The sequence below is a fragment of the Acinetobacter sp. S4400-12 genome (genome assembly GCF_024129495.1).
Lineage (GTDB): Bacteria > Pseudomonadota > Gammaproteobacteria > Pseudomonadales > Moraxellaceae > Acinetobacter > Acinetobacter lwoffii_C.
Window position 1 is genome coordinate 60,254 of sequence record NZ_JAMXYB010000006.1, and the last position, 16,267, is coordinate 76,520.

Consider the following 16,267-nt stretch of genomic DNA (forward strand, 5'->3'; position numbering starts at 1 on the left):
GCTTTAATACACACCAGCCAATAAAAGCCACCTGCGTATTTATACAGATGGCTTTTGATATGCTCTGGCCCTACATGGCTTCTTGCTGTTTAGGGTCTTCTAAATAACTTTCCAATGAGTCATCAAGCGCATATAACCAAGGGGTATGGTGCGGTTGAGCCATTTTTCCTGTCATCACCGAGCGATATACTTTATCTCTGAAGCCCATAATATTTTCTTTTTTATGCTTTTTCCACTGCATGAAAATATTATGTACTGCATCAATATCAAAAGATGGATAATCGGTTTGTGCAATTAACTGTTTGATATAGTCGCCTTGAAACTTCGCAGACTGTTCCTCGGTTATTAATTGCTTCTCTTTCTGATGCAGGGCTTGGGTATGCTGTTGCATTTCTGCAACCTCAGGTAAGGCGATCTTGCCTAAAATAATATCGCGTACATACCAGGCTTGGGCATCAAACATATTAAAGGTATACCACTGATCCTGCATGCCTAGATAAAATAAGCGCGGATTTTTCTCCCATACCACCCCTTGATATAAGCCCAGAGGGTACAAGCAGTTATGGGTTCTTAAGCGCAACTTGTCTTCAATGAAGGGGAAATGGTGCAGATAGCCAGTACATAAAATAATGGCATCAACCTTTGCTGAGCTGTTATCTCCGAAATAGGCTGTATCTTCATCTACGCGAACAAGCTGCTTTTTTTCTGACCAGTTTCTAGGCCATTTAAAGCCCATAGGCTTGGTGCGATAACACGTGTAAATCTGTTTAGCACCATACTTATAACATTGAGAACCAATATCTTCAGCTGAATAACTGCTGCCCACAAGTAAAACAGATTTTCCTTTAAATTCACGAGCATCACGGAAATCGTGAGCATGTAAAACTCGCCCATGGAAGCGGTCGAATCCTTCATATACAGGAACATGTGGGGTAGAGAAATGTCCAGAGGCAACGATGACATAATCAAACTGCTCTGAGTAATGACATTGGTTCTGATAGTCTTCTACAGAAACTGTAAATTGCTGGCTATGTTCATCATAGCTAATCTGTTGTACTGCGGTATTAAACCTCACCTGATCTTTAATATTGGCTTTTTCTGCACGCCCTTTAATGTAATCCCAGAGAACTTCACGGGGGGGATAAGACGCGATTGGCTTTTTGAAATGTTCATCAAAAGTATAATCGGCGAATTCTAAAGCTTCTTTAGGGCCATTCGACCATAAATAACGGTACATACTGCTGTGGACAGGTTCGCCATGCTCATCTATACCTGTACGCCAGGTATAATTCCATTGCCCACCCCAATCACTTTGTTTTTCAAAACATACAATTTCTGGAATTTCTAGACCTTTGGCCTTTGCTGATTGAAATGCTCTTAATTGGGCCATACCACTGGGACCAGCACCTATAATTGCAATTCGGTTCATCGCTATCTCCATTAGTTTTAACTTATGCATTCACCTCCAATTTTGAGTTTGGTCATTCAGGATCATAGATAAAAATAGATACAATCCTAACTGTATAGATGAATAAAAAATCTACTCAAAATAGGACATGAATTAAAAGATGAAGATATGTGCTAAATCACATTGAAAAGTTGAATTTAAGTTGGATTTATAAGAAACACACATCAAAGAAACTGCATATTATCATAATTCCTTATGAACTTTAAGGGTCTCATTAGAATTGTGATTAGGCCTTAGCAGTTAAAATGATTAATAAATGAGGTAAGATATTGGAGAGAGTATTAAAATACATGCTTTAAATTAAAATATTTTAATTGTTTTTCAATGGATTATATTTTTTTTATTACTAGAATAGGAAGGTATTAATATTTGACACTAATGCAGAAATAAACCCCGATTTTTCTGCCAGATTTACTGCTCATTTAGTCCCATCATCATATTAAATTATGCAGATAAATCAAAAAATATAAAAAATCTGATTAAATATATTAAGAGCCTGTTGTCAGGATAAAGAAGTATTAACAGATGATTATCATGAAGCAAGTATTTTAAATTATATGCAAACACTGGCTGAAATAAGAAGGTATCAAATAGTTTATAAACACGAGAAATTATAGCCGAGGTTTAATACTTAAATGATTCCATTGAGCTCAGTTAAAAACCCACTGCAATAGAGTGGGTTTTTTAGAGGTGGATGAGTGATGTTCTCAATAAAAGGTCATCTCAAGATGTCGGAATTTATTGAATAGTCACTTTTACAGGTGCTGCATATAGTGTATAGCTATAATTCGGTGCCATGGTGTAATTGTAGCGAGGCATTACATAGGCGGTACCTTTTTCACTAAATGTCACGGCTTGGCCTGATTGAGTGTATTTAGCGGATTGAGGTAAAACCAGCATTTCTTTAAATATATAGGTGGTTTTTTCTCCCACTTGAGTCGTGGTTTGACCAGAGATCTCTACAGGTTTGCCCACTGTGGCAGTAACTTCTGCAGGGGTCTTTAGCTTGACAATTAAATTAGAGGAATCATGTGCATAGTCAGTGGTTAGGCCATGAGTGCCTTGAACATACATACGATTGAAATCTTCTTTATTCAACCGGAATGTCCATGGCCAGAAGGTCACGCCACGTTGACTGGCAAGCGTCATGAGCTCTTTACTTAATCCCCCGAAAGATGGGTTAAATGTCGAGGAGTACTGTTGGGTGGCATCCAGAATACGACGGGTATTCACAATGTCGCTCTGGGCGGTTGGAGTATTGGTTAAGAAACCGGTGGATACGCCGGGTAACACATTCTTCATATGGAGGATTTGGGCACCACTGAAGCTAATGACGATAGATTGGTCATAGGCATCATGTTGATCTAGTAGTGCTTTAATGGCGGGTACAATTTCAGGTTTTGGACTCTTAATTTCAATAAAATTCACCACATGTGGATATTTCTTCACCTCTGTAAGTACTTCATCCATTGTTGGAATTTGACGCTGTTTGCCTAAAGTGCGTAATTCCCGAACTTCTGCCAAAGTCATTTCTTCAATCTTGCGCGCAACACCGGTGGTACGTGTAGTAGTGTCGTCATGCATTAAGACTACATGACCATCTTTGGTGATATAGACATCGTATTCAACGGCATCTGCACCGACCTCAATTGCTTTTAACATACTTTCTAGCGTGTTTTCGTCATCCAGTGCAGGGATACCACGATGCCCGGTAATTAGCGGCTTACGCAATAAGGTATTAGGTGCCATGCTCTTCATAAGATTCTGGAAAGTATCGGGCTGAGTGGTCAAAATCCCATTCACACCAGTCGTTAAAATTTGTGCGGCTGAAACTGGAGTGGTCGTGTTTGTGCTTGCCCAAGGGGTAATCAGTAAACGCTGTAAATGACTTACGACCTCTTGTTTCACTAAATGCGACGGTAAAATCACAATTTTAGAAAGTGAAGAGTTGGTATTGTGTGCAATTTGTACAATATCTTTACGGCTATGGGTTAATCCAGTGTGACGTGAATAATCCAATGCAGTACGAGAGCTTGGAAGAGCAAGACGAACTTTACGTAATAAATCTGCTTGATCAGACACAAAAGTGAAATCTGTCAAATCATAGTTTGTAGACAGTGCTTTTAATTGCGTGATGGTATTTTCATTTTTGATGGTTAAAAGAGGTAAGGTACGGCGGTTGCTATCATTCAAATAATCACGTAAATGCATAACTTTTTGATTATTTGCATTCAATAAATTGAGTTGCTCATCTAGCTGATATGCAATATGGGTGGCATTGACCGAGGCATTTCCGGTGAGAGGAGCCGGTTGAGCCAGCGTAGGAGCCATTGAAACAGGGAGGCGATGATCGATGATATCGGTCACTTTATTTGATTCAGGTAGCGCATCAAGCTGCTCGGTAATTTTTAGACGCTCTACTCGCATCAGCAGACCTGCTGTAGATAATCCAATGCCGCCTTGATCGAGACTATACGGTAGCGAAGTATCCAGTACCAGCTCATCATTGATATAGTGGCGTACACGTTTACCATGCACAATCACCGTGGCTTTATAAGTCTTGGTCGGGTCTATATTTTCTTTATACGCGGATTTGTGTAGGACATTCCAGGCATTGGTCGGTTGACGTAAAGCAAGTTCTAGACCGCTTGCACCTGTGGCATCGCCACGAATCGCAAATTGGTAATAGGGTGAAAATGCAGGTTCAGCATAGTGATCTGCAGCACGGTAAATAATACTTCCCCAGCGTCCGCCATTATTACGTTCCACATAGGCAAACTCCATATCGATACGATAATTACGCAACTTTTGATATTCTTGTGGCAGCATCACCAAGGTCATTTGCGTGTCGTTGGCACGACCATCTAAAAATAAGCTACCTTCGCTTAAATAGACTGTTCCAGCATTTGATCTTGGCATTGACCAGGTTGCAGGAATCTCCGTCATTTGGTCAAAGTTTTCATCCAGGTAAACTTCAGGAACTGGCACAGGTTGTTCTGGTGTTTCAGGCTCAGGATCTGGAACGGTAGGCTCTTCTGGGTTGACTGGCGGTTGCGTTGATGTATTTTCATCGTCACTTGAACAAGCGCTTAAAGTTAAAGCTAATAAAATAGCTGTTGTTAAGTGTGTAATTTTCATAAAGTACTTTTCTATAGAGAGGCTTCAAAAACGTTTCTCACCTTAAAACAGCTTGGTTACATTTCTGTTGATTTGTCATAAACTAAAAATTTAATTACATATTAAATATTTATGAAATTTATATGATGGTCATAGCGACATGATGAAATGAAAGATTTTATTTTTATACATTTTTGAATGGCGAGATAATTCGACTTGAATTGATCAGGCTCTTTTGGACACGTCACTCTTGAAAGAGCCGTTATGTATAGTTTGGAAGGGTCAGGAGATGAGTATTTTGGCTTGCTCTAAATAGCTCTGCATTTGCGTCATGCTCTTAACCCCGGCAATACGCTGGATAATGTTGCCTTGATAAAAAATTAAAGTCGAAGGTAAGCCATATACTTGATAGCGCAAAGTCAGAATAGGCGATTGATCAATATTGACCTTACCAAACTTGATGTTTGGCTCGGCGTGCATTTGAGTCTTCGCCCATTGTTCAAAGACAGGAGCGTTTTGCACACAGGGCGCACACCAGTCTGCATAAAACCGGATAATTGCAAGGCCGTCATACCACTCAAAGTCAGTATAGTTGTTTTCAGTGTATTCAATAATGTCTGCCATAGTAGGTCTATTATCCTGCGCCTAAATATGGACATGATTATACATAAGTCCATTGCTGTTCAATCTGCTGCATTTATATGTTCAAATAGTTTTAGAGGCTTGAATAGTCAATCATTGAAAAAGGAAGAACATATGACACCCACCACCATGCAGCAGGTCATTATTACCGAGCCGGGCGGTATCGATAAATTGGCTTATGAAACGGTTGCGATCCCCGAAGCCAAAGCAGATGAAGTTCTGGTGAAAGTTCATGCTTTTGGTATTAACCGTCCAGATATCTTGCAGCGTCAAGGTTTGTATCCAATGCCGAAAGGCGTAACACCCGTCCCGGGCCTTGAAGTCGCGGGTGAAGTGATTGCAGTCGGTAGTGAGGTAAGCCAGTTTAAAGTTGGTGATAAAGTCTGTGGCCTGACCAATGGTGGTGGTTATGCGGAGTATTGTGTCGTACCAGAAAGCCAGACCTTGACCATCCCGGAAGGTGTAAGCTTTACACAGGCAGCAGCCATTCCAGAAACCTTTTTCACCGTGTGGGCCAATGTCTTTCAAATGGCACATGCCAAAGCAGGCGAGATGGTACTGGTGCATGGGGGTGCCAGCGGTATAGGTACCACGGCATTGATGCTGTGCAAATCATTAGGTTTGGAATCGTTTGCCACAGTCGGTTCGGATGAAAAAGTTCAGGCAATTTCCCATCTCACTACAGCCATTAACTACAAAACTCAGGACTTTGAACAAGTCATTAATGAGGTGACCGACAATGGTGGTGTAGATGTGGTGCTGGATATGGTGGGTGCGCCGTATCTAGAAAAAAATCTGAACTTGCTGCGCCGTGATGGCCGTTTGGTCTATATCGCATTTCTGGGGGGGGGCAAAGCCAAAGAAGTGAAGCTGGGCCAAATTATGATGAAACGCCTGACCATTACTGGTTCAACCATGCGTGCCCGTAATACTGCAGAAAAAGCTGAAATTGCCAAAGGCTTACGGGATTATGTGGCGCCACTCTGGGCAAAAGGCGAATGTCTGCCGATGATCTACAAAACCTTTAAATTTGACCAGATTCAGGATGCGCATGCAGCTATGGATACGGGAGAGCATGTCGGGAAAGTTGTGGTGAAAATCATTTAAATTTTCTCCCTTTTTAAAGGGAGGAGTTCATCTGTTGTACAGGACTGTTATTGAGGTAGATATATCATTTATCAACACCCTCACATAGGAAGCCGGAATGTATCCGGCTTTTTTTTGAAATAAAATAAGATAAATCACTCAAATTAATTGAAAAAATATAAATAAATTTGCCAAAAAGTAAAAAAACGTTAACTGTCCGACACAACCTGTCAGAAGTGAGGGTTACATTAACTTTAAATTTAACTTGACTAAATTTGTCTAGTTTATGTGAAACATCCTGTAATAAAGGAGATATATAATGAAGATTGTATCGGTGCCATTCACGCATGTGCATAGTTTTCGCGCTTTAAGGCGTCTTCATAAAGCGATTATCCGTAATCAGATATTATATTCGGATGTGCCTAAAATTTATCCTGCATTGCTTCATTTAGAACGTTATGTTGAGCGTCTTAATCATAAAGGTAAAAAAGCTGTGTTGTAGTTTCTGTTAAGTCAGCATATTGAGTGGGTATTAGCCTTAAGTTGAAACAAGTATTTGAAAATAAGTTTATATTTAGCTGTATAATTTAATAATTTTACGCATTTTATGCGCTATATTGCTGATTGCAAAGAGGGTATTTATGAAGGGCAATCCTTCGACACATGAGCGTCTTGCAGAGCGTTTAGCTAGAATTTTAACTAAATTAAATCTTGGTCACCAACTAAATGTACAAGAGCTGGCGCACGAGTTTCAGGTGAGTACACGAACAATTGAACGTGATTTTGACCGGCTCAATTCCTATTTACCCTTAATTCAGGATACACAAAGCAAGCGTTACTATCTTGAACCCTCTTATTTAGGGCGTTTTAAATTACAGGATATTCAAAACTTTGCTCAGTTATCTGGAATCAGTGAATTATATCCTTCTCTGGACATTTCATTTTTAAAAGAACTATTTGATAATCGTGCCAGCCTGGTTTTTTCAGCTAAAGGTTATCATTTTGAAGATGTAAGCCAATATGCTGAACACTTTAAGTTAATAACAGCCCACATTCAAAAATGTATACAAGTGGCTTTTATTTATAAAAGTAAAGTGAGGGTGGTAAAGCCTTACCGGCTGATTCATCATCACGGTAATTGGTATGTAGCAGCGGTACGCAAGCAAAAGTTGCGAGTTTATCGTTTAAGCCGGATTGAACGTATAATTACCAGCCATCAACTGGCTCAGTTTGAACTTGAACCTGATATTTTACAGCAATTGGATAATGAAGACAGTATTTGGTTTGGGTGCGATAAGCAGGAAGTTACCCTATCTGTACATCCAGATGTTGCGCTGTATTTTAAGCAACGTAAGCTTTTTCCCGAGCAAGTTATTTTAACAGAGTCTGCAGCGGGAGAGTTGTTAATCTCTTGCCAGATTCGGCATCAAAAACAACTGCATCCTTTGGTTCGTTACTGGATACCCTATCTAAAAATTATTGAACCTGTTCATTTACAGCAAGAGCTGGATGCTGGTTTGCAAGGATATTTAACATCTTCTCAGTGCAAATGACGGAGAATAAATTAAAATAACAGCCTATTTGAAATTTCAGGCATAAAAAAACCAGCTTAATGCTGGATTCTTTATGTACACCATCTTAAAAGACTTAAGAATGGTGCCCGAGGCCAGACTCGAACTGGCACGCTTTGTGGGCGGGGGATTTTAAATCCCCTGTGTCTACCGATTTCACCACTCGGGCTTTAACAAGATGGAGGCGGAGGTCGGAATCGAACCGGCGTCCACGGAGTTGCAGTCCGCTGCATGACCACTCTGCCACCCCGCCGCGTCTTGTTGATGCGTATATTATCAAGCTCTGAAAAAAAAACAATAGTGCATTCATTTGTATGCGCAGAAAAACAGCATATAGCGGAGAATATTTAAAATATTCATGTAGAATGTGCGAAATTGATTCATATCAACATTTGGGAGAAGTGCCGTGGCATTAGTTCTAGACGGTCGTGCATTGGCAAAGCAAATTGAAGCTGACTTGTTAACTCGCGTGGAAGCGCTGAAAGCAAAAACAGGTCGTACTCCAATTCTTGCAACTATTTTGGTGGGTGACGATGGTGCATCTGCAACTTATGTACGTATGAAAGGCAACGCTTGCCGTCGTGTCGGTATGGATTCACTCAAAGTTGAGCTGCCTAAAGAAACTACAACTGAAGAGTTACTGGCTGAAATTGAAAAACTCAATGCAAATCCAGATGTTCACGGTATTTTGTTACAGCATCCAGTACCGGCGCAAATTGATGAGCGTGCTTGTTTTGATGCAATTTCACTTGCCAAAGATGTAGATGGTGTAACTTGCCTGGGCTTTGGCCGTATGGCAATGGGTGAAGCCGCTTATGGTTCAGCAACACCTGCTGGCATTATGACAATTTTGCAAGAAAACAAGATTGAGATCGCAGGCAAACATGCGGTGGTCGTGGGACGTTCTGCAATTCTGGGTAAACCAATGGCGATGATGTTGCTTCAAGCCAATGCAACCGTCACTATCTGTCATTCACGCACTCAAAACCTGACTGACTTTGTGAAGCAAGCCGATATTGTCGTGGGTGCAGTCGGTAAAGCGGAGTTGATTCAAAAAGACTGGATCAAACCGGGTGCTGTGGTGGTAGATGCCGGTTTCCATCCGCGTGAGGGTGGCGGTGTTGGTGACATTCAATTGGTAGGTATTGAAGAAGTGGCATCTGCTTATACACCAGTTCCAGGTGGTGTAGGTCCAATGACGATTACCACTTTAATTCGTCAAACTGTGGAAGCTGCTGAGAAGGCGCTAGGTTAATAAACAGACCTCTCCCTGACCCTCTCCTGAAAGGAGAGGGAGAAGTTCATTGTGAAAATAATGCATGCTCCTTCTCCCTGTGGGAGAGGGCCGGGATGAGGGTAGTACCTAAAATATAAGAGTTCTTCGACACATATAAAGAATAAAAAACCAATGAGCTGTACTTTTCAACTGCCTAAAGCCCCTGAGCATCTTCTTCATGCTTTGCATGACATCATTCCGCACTGTGAATTGCAAGCACAACAATTGCCCGGTACACCCATTTCTTTATGGCTGATTCCACCCGTATTTCCAACCGATAAACTGGATGATGAAGTGATTCGTCGGATTTGGAATGAGACACCATATTGGATCTTTTGCTGGGCATCAGGCTTGGCAATGGCGCAATGGCTTTTAGTCGAACCGCATCATGTTAAAGACAAGGTCGTGCTGGATTTTGGTGCAGGTTCAGGTGTGGTGGCAATCGCGGCGAAAATGGCAGGGGCAAAACGGGTAATCTGTTGTGATATTGATCAGGTGAGTTTAGATGCCTGTCGTGCCAATGCTGAGCTCAATAATGTAGAGCTGGAATATCTGGATGATCTGTATAAAGCTGAGCAGGTGGATATTCTATTGGCTGCTGATGTGCTCTATGATCAGTGCAACCGCTTTTTTCTAGATGAGTTTTTAAAATTTGCTCCAGAAGTCTGGGTGGCAGACAGTCGGGTGAAAAACTTCAGCCATCCACAATATGTAAAACTTGATGAACGAAGTGCAACGACCTGGCCGGATCTGGATGAGTCACCAGAATTTCGTAATGTCAGTTTTTATCGAACCAGATAAATAACTGGTCAGTTATTCAATAAAAAGGGCCTGTAGCCCTTTTTATGTAAAGATTTTTTTAGGAGCAGCTAAAGCGTATCACTCTCACGGTGGTCGGATGAGCTTCAAGGGCCTGGCGGGTGCCATAATCTTCACTGTTATATAAGCCAGGAGTATTACTTAAACTGATTTGGGCACGGCTGCTGCCAATTTGACGGCCAAAGTCAACTTGTTTGTTTGCTGGATTAACAACTTCATTGGTGCTTAAAACTTGAATATTATAATTTTTACTGGCGCCTAAAACTTGTTTGCAAGCCGCTTGTAATCTATTTTCATCCTGACTAGGTCGTCCCGAAAGGATATAGCTCAAAGTTGCTGTATTGTCCGAACGCTCCAGAACCTTATAACCATTTTGTCCATTGAACTCATGCGGTGTGGTCTGACAGGCGCTCATTATTAAAGCACTTGCAGCCAAAGCTAAAATTGCTGTTGTTCTTCTCATGTTTATATTTCCTGAAGTCTTGGGCTAAGTATGCCATAGATTACTCAAACTGTTGCCTTGAGTAATTATCATCAATTGTTTGGATATCTAATAAGAAGCTGTTTATAAACTGCATCCAGAAATTAGATATTTTTAGTTTAATATAGTTTGCAATGGAGTAGGTACTGCCTTCAACAGGGTGAGATTATGATTATCCTGCCTGATAAAGAAAATAAATCTATACAGCAACAGGATGTTCCCATGGGGGGAACTCAAACAGTAGCTTAAGTTGATTGCATTATGATAACCATGAAGCATGGGTAAGAAATGAAGTCAAAAAAGATGGCTGGACTCATAGATAAGTTACGACGCAAACTTAAAACCGACTATCTTGTGTTCAGGTTTACACAACAACTCTGCAGCATTAATGGTGTTTTTAAGGTGAAATGCTTTATTGACAATATCTAAAATAAAAAGCTTGAATGAAAGCCGGTGATCAAGTGGCCTATGTCGGTCTGAAATTGCATTTATTGCAGTGTGCTATAAAAAATCACAACTCCATAACTTTAAGTTTTTTCATACAGGATCGGGCACTTCTATTGTGCACCAATTAAAGCTTTTCCATCCTATCTATGTATGATTGACTGGGTTAATCAACATCAATTGCTTTTACAAGTATTACATTTTGGTTTGAGCTGGCCGACTAAAAATCATGGCGCTTGGGTCGACTCTACATATTACCCGTATACAAAGCAGCGTGTTCAGCCTCATAAATTTTTAAAACAAGTCACCACACGCAACAAAAGTCATATTGGTATTTATCAAGCATAAAAAAACCACCCGAAAGGGTGGTTTCTTGTCGTTTAACGCTGTCCGAATTAACGGTTAATGTCGCGTTGAACTTCGCCAGTGTAAAGCTGACGAGGACGACCGATTTTGTAAGGTCCGCTGTGCATTTCTAACCAGTGGCTGATCCAGCCTACAGTACGTGCAAGCGCGAAGATTACAGTAAACATTTCAGTCGGGATACCGATCGCTTTAAGGATGATACCTGAGTAGAAGTCTACGTTAGGGTATAAGTTACGCTTGATGAAGTATTCGTCAGAAAGTGCGATACGTTCAAGTTCCATCGCAAGAGCTAGCTGTGGATCGTTGATACCAAGCGCACCAAGAACTTCGTCACAAGTTTCTTTCATAACTTTGGCACGAGGGTCGAAGTTTTTGTACACACGGTGACCGAAGCCCATGAGTTTAACTTCTTTAGTCTTCACTTTTTCCATGAAGCTAGCAACGTTCTCTACCGTGCCGATTTCGTCAAGCATCTTAAGAACGGCTTCGTTTGCACCACCGTGAGCAGGACCCCAAAGTGCAGAGATACCAGCAGCGATACATGCATACGGATTAGCGCCAGTAGAACCCGCTAAACGTACAGTAGACGTAGAAGCATTTTGTTCATGGTCAGCATGAAGCGTGAAGATACGGTCCATTGCTTTTGCAAGAATCGGATTAACCTTGTAGTCACGGTCTGCTGGTGTAGCAAACATCATGTACAGGAAGTTTTCAGCGTAGTTCAAGTCATTACGTGGATAAACGAATGGTTGACCAACGGTGTATTTGTAGCTCCACGCTGCTAAAGTAGGAACTTTGGCAATTAAGCGGATCGCTGTAATTTCACGATGGTTAACATCTTCGATGTCCAGATTGTTGTGATAGAACGCAGAAAGCGCACCCACCACACCTACCATGATCGCCATTGGGTGAGCATCGCGACGGAAACCGTTAAAGAAACGGCTAACTTGGTCGTGAACCATAGTATGGTTACGAACTTTAGCGTCAAACTCTTCTTTTTGCTCAGCTGTTGGAAGCTCACCATTTAAAAGCAGGTAGCACGTTTCAAGGTAATCAGCTTTAGTTGCTAACTGGTCGATTGGATAGCCACGGTGTAAAAGTACACCTTTGTTACCATCAATAAATGTAATCTTAGATTCGCAAGAAGCAGTCGCCATGAAACCAGGATCAAAAGTAAAGTGACCTGCAGCCAACACATCTTTAACGTCGATTACATCTGGGCCCAATGTGCCGCTGTAAATTGGTAATTCAATTTCTTTGCCATCAAGCTGTAAAACGGCTTTCTTGCCAGTTGCTTCAGACATTCAATAGATCTCCTGTCCTGGTGAATGTATATCCGATTTGCTATCAATCTTTTAATGTACAAAACGGACGGGTCAAAAATTTGCTATAAGATTAGTGGCTACTGAAATTTTGTCAATTATACTTATGGATGAAAAAATGACGCTTGCACAGCGGTTTAGTTAATTCACCAAGAGATAAAAAGTCCAATAGAATCACAGTACCAAGGCGCTATAATAAGTCAAATTCAAGAGAAGGTGCAGAAAAAAATCACCTGTAGCAGTTATTTATCAGCATTTTTTTAAAACTTAAAAAGAGCAATTAAAATTACTTGAATTTGCCAGCTTCTCCTGAAACCTATCTAAATCTCATAACTTAGATAATTTTTCAAAATTATTTAAAGGATCAAGAGATTATAAATAAAAGTTCCAGATTGAGACCTGATTCTCAGTTTAATTGGTTAAAAAGTAGCTGATATTTATTTGGCAGAGGTTGGAAACCTTATTTATAGAGATTGAGTAAGTGATTTTTTGAATCTAAAATGCTTAAAAGGGTTGAAAAAACTATCAATAAACCAAGTTGGCTAGGTCTTTCTTTTAATGAGGAGTTTTTGTATATCATTCATTTTGGTCATAATTGTTATTTGTTTTATAAATGCAGATATTTGATTTAACTCAAAAAAGAAGCCCGTACTTTACAATTTAAGACAAGATTCTTCATCTTTAGTCTAAATTCAAACGGTATAAGAATAAATCAGGCAACAGAGCGAATTTATCTACTTAATTATTTAAAAACAATTATATAAGCATAAAACACTAAGCTATATTTTGGTGGGGTCATTGATGAGTTTTTGTTAATGATTCTTATTTAAAGGTTTTTTACCTAAAAAGCCTGAGTGAGCTGTTTGTGTTTTAATAGTTGACGTTTTATAATTCAGTGTCGTTTTACGTTCGGCATGTATTTGCCTGACAATGCCAGCTTTCCTTCGAATTAATTCCAACAAACTCCGGATGGAGTTTTTAACTACAGGATGCCCGCTGTGAAAAGCAACAGACCTGTCAATTTGTCCATGGGTCAAGTTTTAGAAGTAAACTTAAAATCACCCGTGGCTATTGCATCAATTCTACACCGTCTTTCAGGTGTCATCGTATTTTTACTCGTACCGGTCCTTTTGTGGATTTTAGACAAATCATTGTCTTCACCAGAGGGTTTTGCACAAGTACAGGAAATCTTTAACGGTTTTATTGTGCGCTTCATCGTATGGGTATTTGTAGCCGGTTTAATTTTCCACTTTATCGCTGGTGTTAAGCATTTACTTGCTGACGTTGGTGTTGCAGAAGAACTGCAAAGTGGTCGCACAGCAGCTACTATCGCATTAATCTTGTCTGCAATCGGTATCGTTGCGTCATTTGTATGGATCGTACTCTAATGAAAAGTGCTACTGGTTTAACGGGTTCAGGTTCACGCGACTGGTTTATCCAGCGTATAAGTGCCGTTGTTCTTGCTGTTTATACTGTTGTTATTCTAGGTTGGATCCTGTGCAACAGCGGTTTTACTTTTGAACAGTGGTACGGCTTTATGATGACAACTCCAATGAAGGTTTTATCTTTATTGTCTGTCTTATCTCTTGTTGCGCATGCGTGGATTGGTATGTGGCAAGTATTTACTGACTATGTAACTACTCGTCAGATGGGTCCATCAGCTTCAGGTTTACGCCTTGTACTGACTTCAGCAATGATTATTGCTGTATTTGCATATGCGATCTGGGCGATCCAGATTTTTTGGGCGAATTGATAGGAAACAATCATGGGCGCTATAACCCCTAAAGACGATTACACAAATATTCCACATGAAACTTTCGATGCAGTTATCGTTGGTGGTGGTGGTTCTGGTATGCGTGCTTCTTACCAGCTTGCTCAAGCGGGTCTGAAAGTAGCAGTACTGACTAAAGTATTCCCGACACGTTCACATACTGTGGCAGCACAGGGTGGTATTGGTGCATCTCTTGGTAATATGCAAGAAGATAACTGGCACTATCACTTCTATGACACGGTGAAAGGTTCTGACTGGTTGGGTGACCAGGACGCGATCGAGTTCATGACGCGTGAAGCACCTCAAGTGGTATACGAATTAGAACATTTAGGTATGCCATTTGACCGTAACGCGGACGGTACAATTTACCAACGTCCATTCGGTGGTCACTCTGCCAACTACGGTGAAAAAGCAGTTCCACGTGCATGTGCTGCAGCTGACCGTACGGGTCACGCGCTTCTTCACACGCTTTATCAAAGCAACGTGAAAATGGGCACTCAATTCTTCGTAGAGTGGATCGCGCTTGACCTGATCCGTAATGAAGAAGGTGATGTGCTGGGTGTAACAGCAATTGACCAGGAAACTGGTAAAATTGCAGTATTCCAAGCCAAAGCAACCTTGTTTGCAACTGGCGGTGCGGGTCGTGTTTACCGTGCATCTACTAACGCGTATATCAACACTGGTGACGGTCTTGGTATGGCGGCGCGTGCAGGTATTCCATTACAAGATATGGAATTCTGGCAGTTCCACCCAACAGGTGTTGCGGGTGCGGGCGTATTGTTAACAGAAGGTTGTCGTGGTGAAGGTGCAATCCTTCGTAACAAAGACGGCGAACCATTCATGGAACGTTATGCTCCAACTTTGAAGGACTTGGCGCCGCGTGACTTCGTATCACGCTCTATGGACCAGGAAATCAAGGAAGGCCGTGGTTGTGGTCCTAAAGGGGATTATATCCTTCTTGATATGACTCACTTGGGTGCTGATACGATCATGAAGCGTCTGCCATCTGTATTCGAGATTGGTAAGAAATTCGCGAACGTTGACATCACTAAAGAGCCAATTCCTGTAGTGCCAACAATCCATTACCAAATGGGTGGTATTCCAACGAATATTCATGGTCAGGTAGTTATTCCTGAAAGCCGTGAGACTCAAGAGCTGCAAGCGAACTACAACAAAGACACAGATGTTTACTCGACCAATGCGGGTGAGCGTAACTTTGTTAAACCGGTAAAAGGTTTCTATGCCATCGGTGAGTGTTCATGTGTGTCTGTACATGGTGCCAACCGCCTAGGTACTAACTCACTGCTTGACTTGGTTGTATTTGGTAAAGCTGCGGGCGAACATATCATTGATTATGTGACTAAACATCACGGTGATGAATATCAGCCACTTCCACCAAATGTGCTTGAAGAAACAGTTGCGCGTATTCGTAAACTGGATGAATCAACCAGTGGTGAAAATGCTCAAGAAGTTGCCGATGCAATTCGTGACATCGTTCAAGACCACGCGGGTGTGTTCCGTACCACTGCGCTTCTTGAAGAAGGTGTGAAACAGATTCTTGCGATCGAGCCACGTGTTCGCAACATTCACTTGAAAGACAAATCTAAAGTTTTCAACACTGCACGTATTGAAGCGCTAGAAGTTGAAAACTTGTATGAAGTTGCAAAAGCGACATTAATTTCAGCTGCTGCACGTAAAGAATGTCGTGGTGCCCACACCGTAGTGGACTTTGAAGAGTCGCCGGATCACCCAGAGTATCCATATGGCCGTCGTGACGATGAGTGGATGAAACACACTTTGTGGTTCTCTGCGGATAACCGTCTTGAGTATAAGCCAGTACGTTATAAGCCACTTTCGGTAGAGGCTATTCCACCGAAACCACGTACATTCTAATCAGGAGATTT

Annotated in this window: 13 protein-coding genes and 2 tRNA genes; 8 read left to right on the top strand and 7 right to left on the bottom strand. The window is 41.2% G+C overall.

All coding sequences use genetic code 11. From position 1 onward, the window contains the following. Positions 1-70: 70 nt before the first annotated feature. The 3 genes from NI461_RS04805 to NI461_RS04815 all read right to left on the bottom strand — a co-directional run bounded on the left by NI461_RS04805 (position 71) and on the right by NI461_RS04815 (position 5,209). On the bottom strand, positions 71-1,429 hold the full coding sequence (locus NI461_RS04805) for an NAD(P)-binding domain-containing protein (RefSeq protein ID WP_151202990.1): 1,359 nt from the start codon (positions 1,427-1,429) through the stop codon (positions 71-73). Positions 1,430-2,206: 777 nt separating this feature from the next. Beyond that, a complete protein-coding gene (locus NI461_RS04810; RefSeq protein ID WP_253151102.1) occupies positions 2,207-4,606 on the bottom strand; it encodes a glycerophosphodiester phosphodiesterase family protein in 2,400 nt (799 codons plus the stop codon). Positions 4,607-4,867: 261 nt separating this feature from the next. Further along, positions 4,868-5,209 (bottom strand): co-chaperone YbbN, encoded by a 342-nt coding sequence (locus NI461_RS04815; protein WP_253151104.1) that lies wholly within the window; start codon positions 5,207-5,209, stop codon positions 4,868-4,870. Between the two features lie 132 nt (positions 5,210-5,341). Between NI461_RS04815 and NI461_RS04820 the strand changes: the two genes are divergently transcribed. The 3 genes from NI461_RS04820 to NI461_RS04830 all read left to right on the top strand — a co-directional run bounded on the left by NI461_RS04820 (position 5,342) and on the right by NI461_RS04830 (position 7,866). Then, positions 5,342-6,334: an NAD(P)H-quinone oxidoreductase gene (locus NI461_RS04820; RefSeq protein ID WP_253151106.1), complete on the top strand. Its 993-nt coding sequence runs from the start codon at positions 5,342-5,344 to the stop codon at positions 6,332-6,334. Between the two features lie 298 nt (positions 6,335-6,632). Beyond that, positions 6,633-6,815 (top strand): hypothetical protein, encoded by a 183-nt coding sequence (locus NI461_RS04825; RefSeq protein ID WP_253151108.1) that lies wholly within the window; start codon positions 6,633-6,635, stop codon positions 6,813-6,815. A 139-nt stretch (positions 6,816-6,954) separates the two neighbouring features. Continuing rightward, on the top strand, positions 6,955-7,866 hold the full coding sequence (locus NI461_RS04830) for a YafY family protein (protein WP_253151109.1): 912 nt from the start codon (positions 6,955-6,957) through the stop codon (positions 7,864-7,866). Positions 7,867-7,967: 101 nt separating this feature from the next. Here the strand turns inward: NI461_RS04830 and NI461_RS04835 are convergent. After that, positions 7,968-8,053 (bottom strand) — tRNA-Leu (locus tag NI461_RS04835). A 10-nt stretch (positions 8,054-8,063) separates the two neighbouring features. Next, positions 8,064-8,137 (bottom strand) — tRNA-Cys (locus tag NI461_RS04840). Between the two features lie 153 nt (positions 8,138-8,290). Between NI461_RS04840 and folD the strand changes: the two genes are divergently transcribed. Both folD and NI461_RS04850 read left to right on the top strand, forming a co-directional pair. Then, positions 8,291-9,139, top strand: a complete 849-nt coding sequence (folD, locus tag NI461_RS04845; RefSeq protein ID WP_253151111.1) for a bifunctional methylenetetrahydrofolate dehydrogenase/methenyltetrahydrofolate cyclohydrolase FolD — start codon at positions 8,291-8,293, stop codon at positions 9,137-9,139. 153 nt (positions 9,140-9,292) lie between these two features. Continuing rightward, positions 9,293-9,961 (top strand): methyltransferase, encoded by a 669-nt coding sequence (locus NI461_RS04850; protein WP_253151113.1) that lies wholly within the window; start codon positions 9,293-9,295, stop codon positions 9,959-9,961. Positions 9,962-10,019: 58 nt separating this feature from the next. On the opposite strand, the gene NI461_RS04855 is transcribed toward NI461_RS04850, so the two are convergent. Together NI461_RS04855 and gltA are read right to left on the bottom strand one after the other, a co-directional pair. Continuing rightward, on the bottom strand, positions 10,020-10,442 hold the full coding sequence (locus NI461_RS04855; RefSeq protein WP_253151115.1) for a hypothetical protein: 423 nt from the start codon (positions 10,440-10,442) through the stop codon (positions 10,020-10,022). 857 nt (positions 10,443-11,299) lie between these two features. After that, positions 11,300-12,574, bottom strand: a complete 1,275-nt coding sequence (gene gltA / locus NI461_RS04860; RefSeq protein WP_151202972.1) for a citrate synthase — start codon at positions 12,572-12,574, stop codon at positions 11,300-11,302. A 1,007-nt stretch (positions 12,575-13,581) separates the two neighbouring features. On the opposite strand from gltA, the gene sdhC reads away from it, so the two are divergent. Genes sdhC through sdhA form a run of 3 tightly spaced genes read left to right on the top strand, consistent with a single transcriptional unit; the run spans position 13,582 to position 16,256 of the window. Continuing rightward, complete coding sequence (gene sdhC, locus NI461_RS04865) at positions 13,582-13,980, top strand: succinate dehydrogenase, cytochrome b556 subunit (RefSeq protein WP_151202970.1); 399 nt, start codon at positions 13,582-13,584, stop codon at positions 13,978-13,980. Next, the gene (sdhD, locus tag NI461_RS04870; RefSeq protein WP_151203043.1) at positions 13,980-14,345 is read left to right on the top strand and encodes a succinate dehydrogenase, hydrophobic membrane anchor protein; all 366 of its coding nucleotides are present in this window, start codon (positions 13,980-13,982) and stop codon (positions 14,343-14,345) included. Before sdhC ends, sdhD begins: the two co-directional genes overlap by 1 nt. 12 nt (positions 14,346-14,357) lie before the next feature. Next, entirely contained in the window at positions 14,358-16,256 is a 1,899-nt protein-coding gene (sdhA, locus tag NI461_RS04875) for a succinate dehydrogenase flavoprotein subunit (protein WP_151202968.1), read from the top strand. The last annotated feature ends 11 nt before the right edge of the window (positions 16,257-16,267 follow it).

Excerpts from the sequence above, each read along its gene's own strand:
- NI461_RS04815 (WP_253151104.1), bottom strand. The coding sequence starts at position 5,209 with ATGGCAGACATTATTGAATACACTGAAAACAACTATACTGACTTTGAG.
- sdhA (WP_151202968.1), top strand. The coding sequence starts at position 14,358 with ATGGGCGCTATAACCCCTAAAGACGATTACACAAATATTCCACATGAA.
- gltA (WP_151202972.1), bottom strand. The coding sequence starts at position 12,574 with ATGTCTGAAGCAACTGGCAAGAAAGCCGTTTTACAGCTTGATGGCAAA.
- NI461_RS04805 (WP_151202990.1), bottom strand. The coding sequence starts at position 1,429 with ATGAACCGAATTGCAATTATAGGTGCTGGTCCCAGTGGTATGGCCCAA.
- NI461_RS04810 (WP_253151102.1), bottom strand. The coding sequence starts at position 4,606 with ATGAAAATTACACACTTAACAACAGCTATTTTATTAGCTTTAACTTTA.
- NI461_RS04825 (WP_253151108.1), top strand. The coding sequence starts at position 6,633 with ATGAAGATTGTATCGGTGCCATTCACGCATGTGCATAGTTTTCGCGCT.
- sdhD (WP_151203043.1), top strand. The coding sequence starts at position 13,980 with ATGAAAAGTGCTACTGGTTTAACGGGTTCAGGTTCACGCGACTGGTTT.
- NI461_RS04820 (WP_253151106.1), top strand. The coding sequence starts at position 5,342 with ATGACACCCACCACCATGCAGCAGGTCATTATTACCGAGCCGGGCGGT.
- NI461_RS04830 (WP_253151109.1), top strand. The coding sequence starts at position 6,955 with ATGAAGGGCAATCCTTCGACACATGAGCGTCTTGCAGAGCGTTTAGCT.
- NI461_RS04855 (WP_253151115.1), bottom strand. The coding sequence starts at position 10,442 with ATGAGAAGAACAACAGCAATTTTAGCTTTGGCTGCAAGTGCTTTAATA.
- sdhC (WP_151202970.1), top strand. The coding sequence starts at position 13,582 with ATGCCCGCTGTGAAAAGCAACAGACCTGTCAATTTGTCCATGGGTCAA.
- NI461_RS04850 (WP_253151113.1), top strand. The coding sequence starts at position 9,293 with ATGAGCTGTACTTTTCAACTGCCTAAAGCCCCTGAGCATCTTCTTCAT.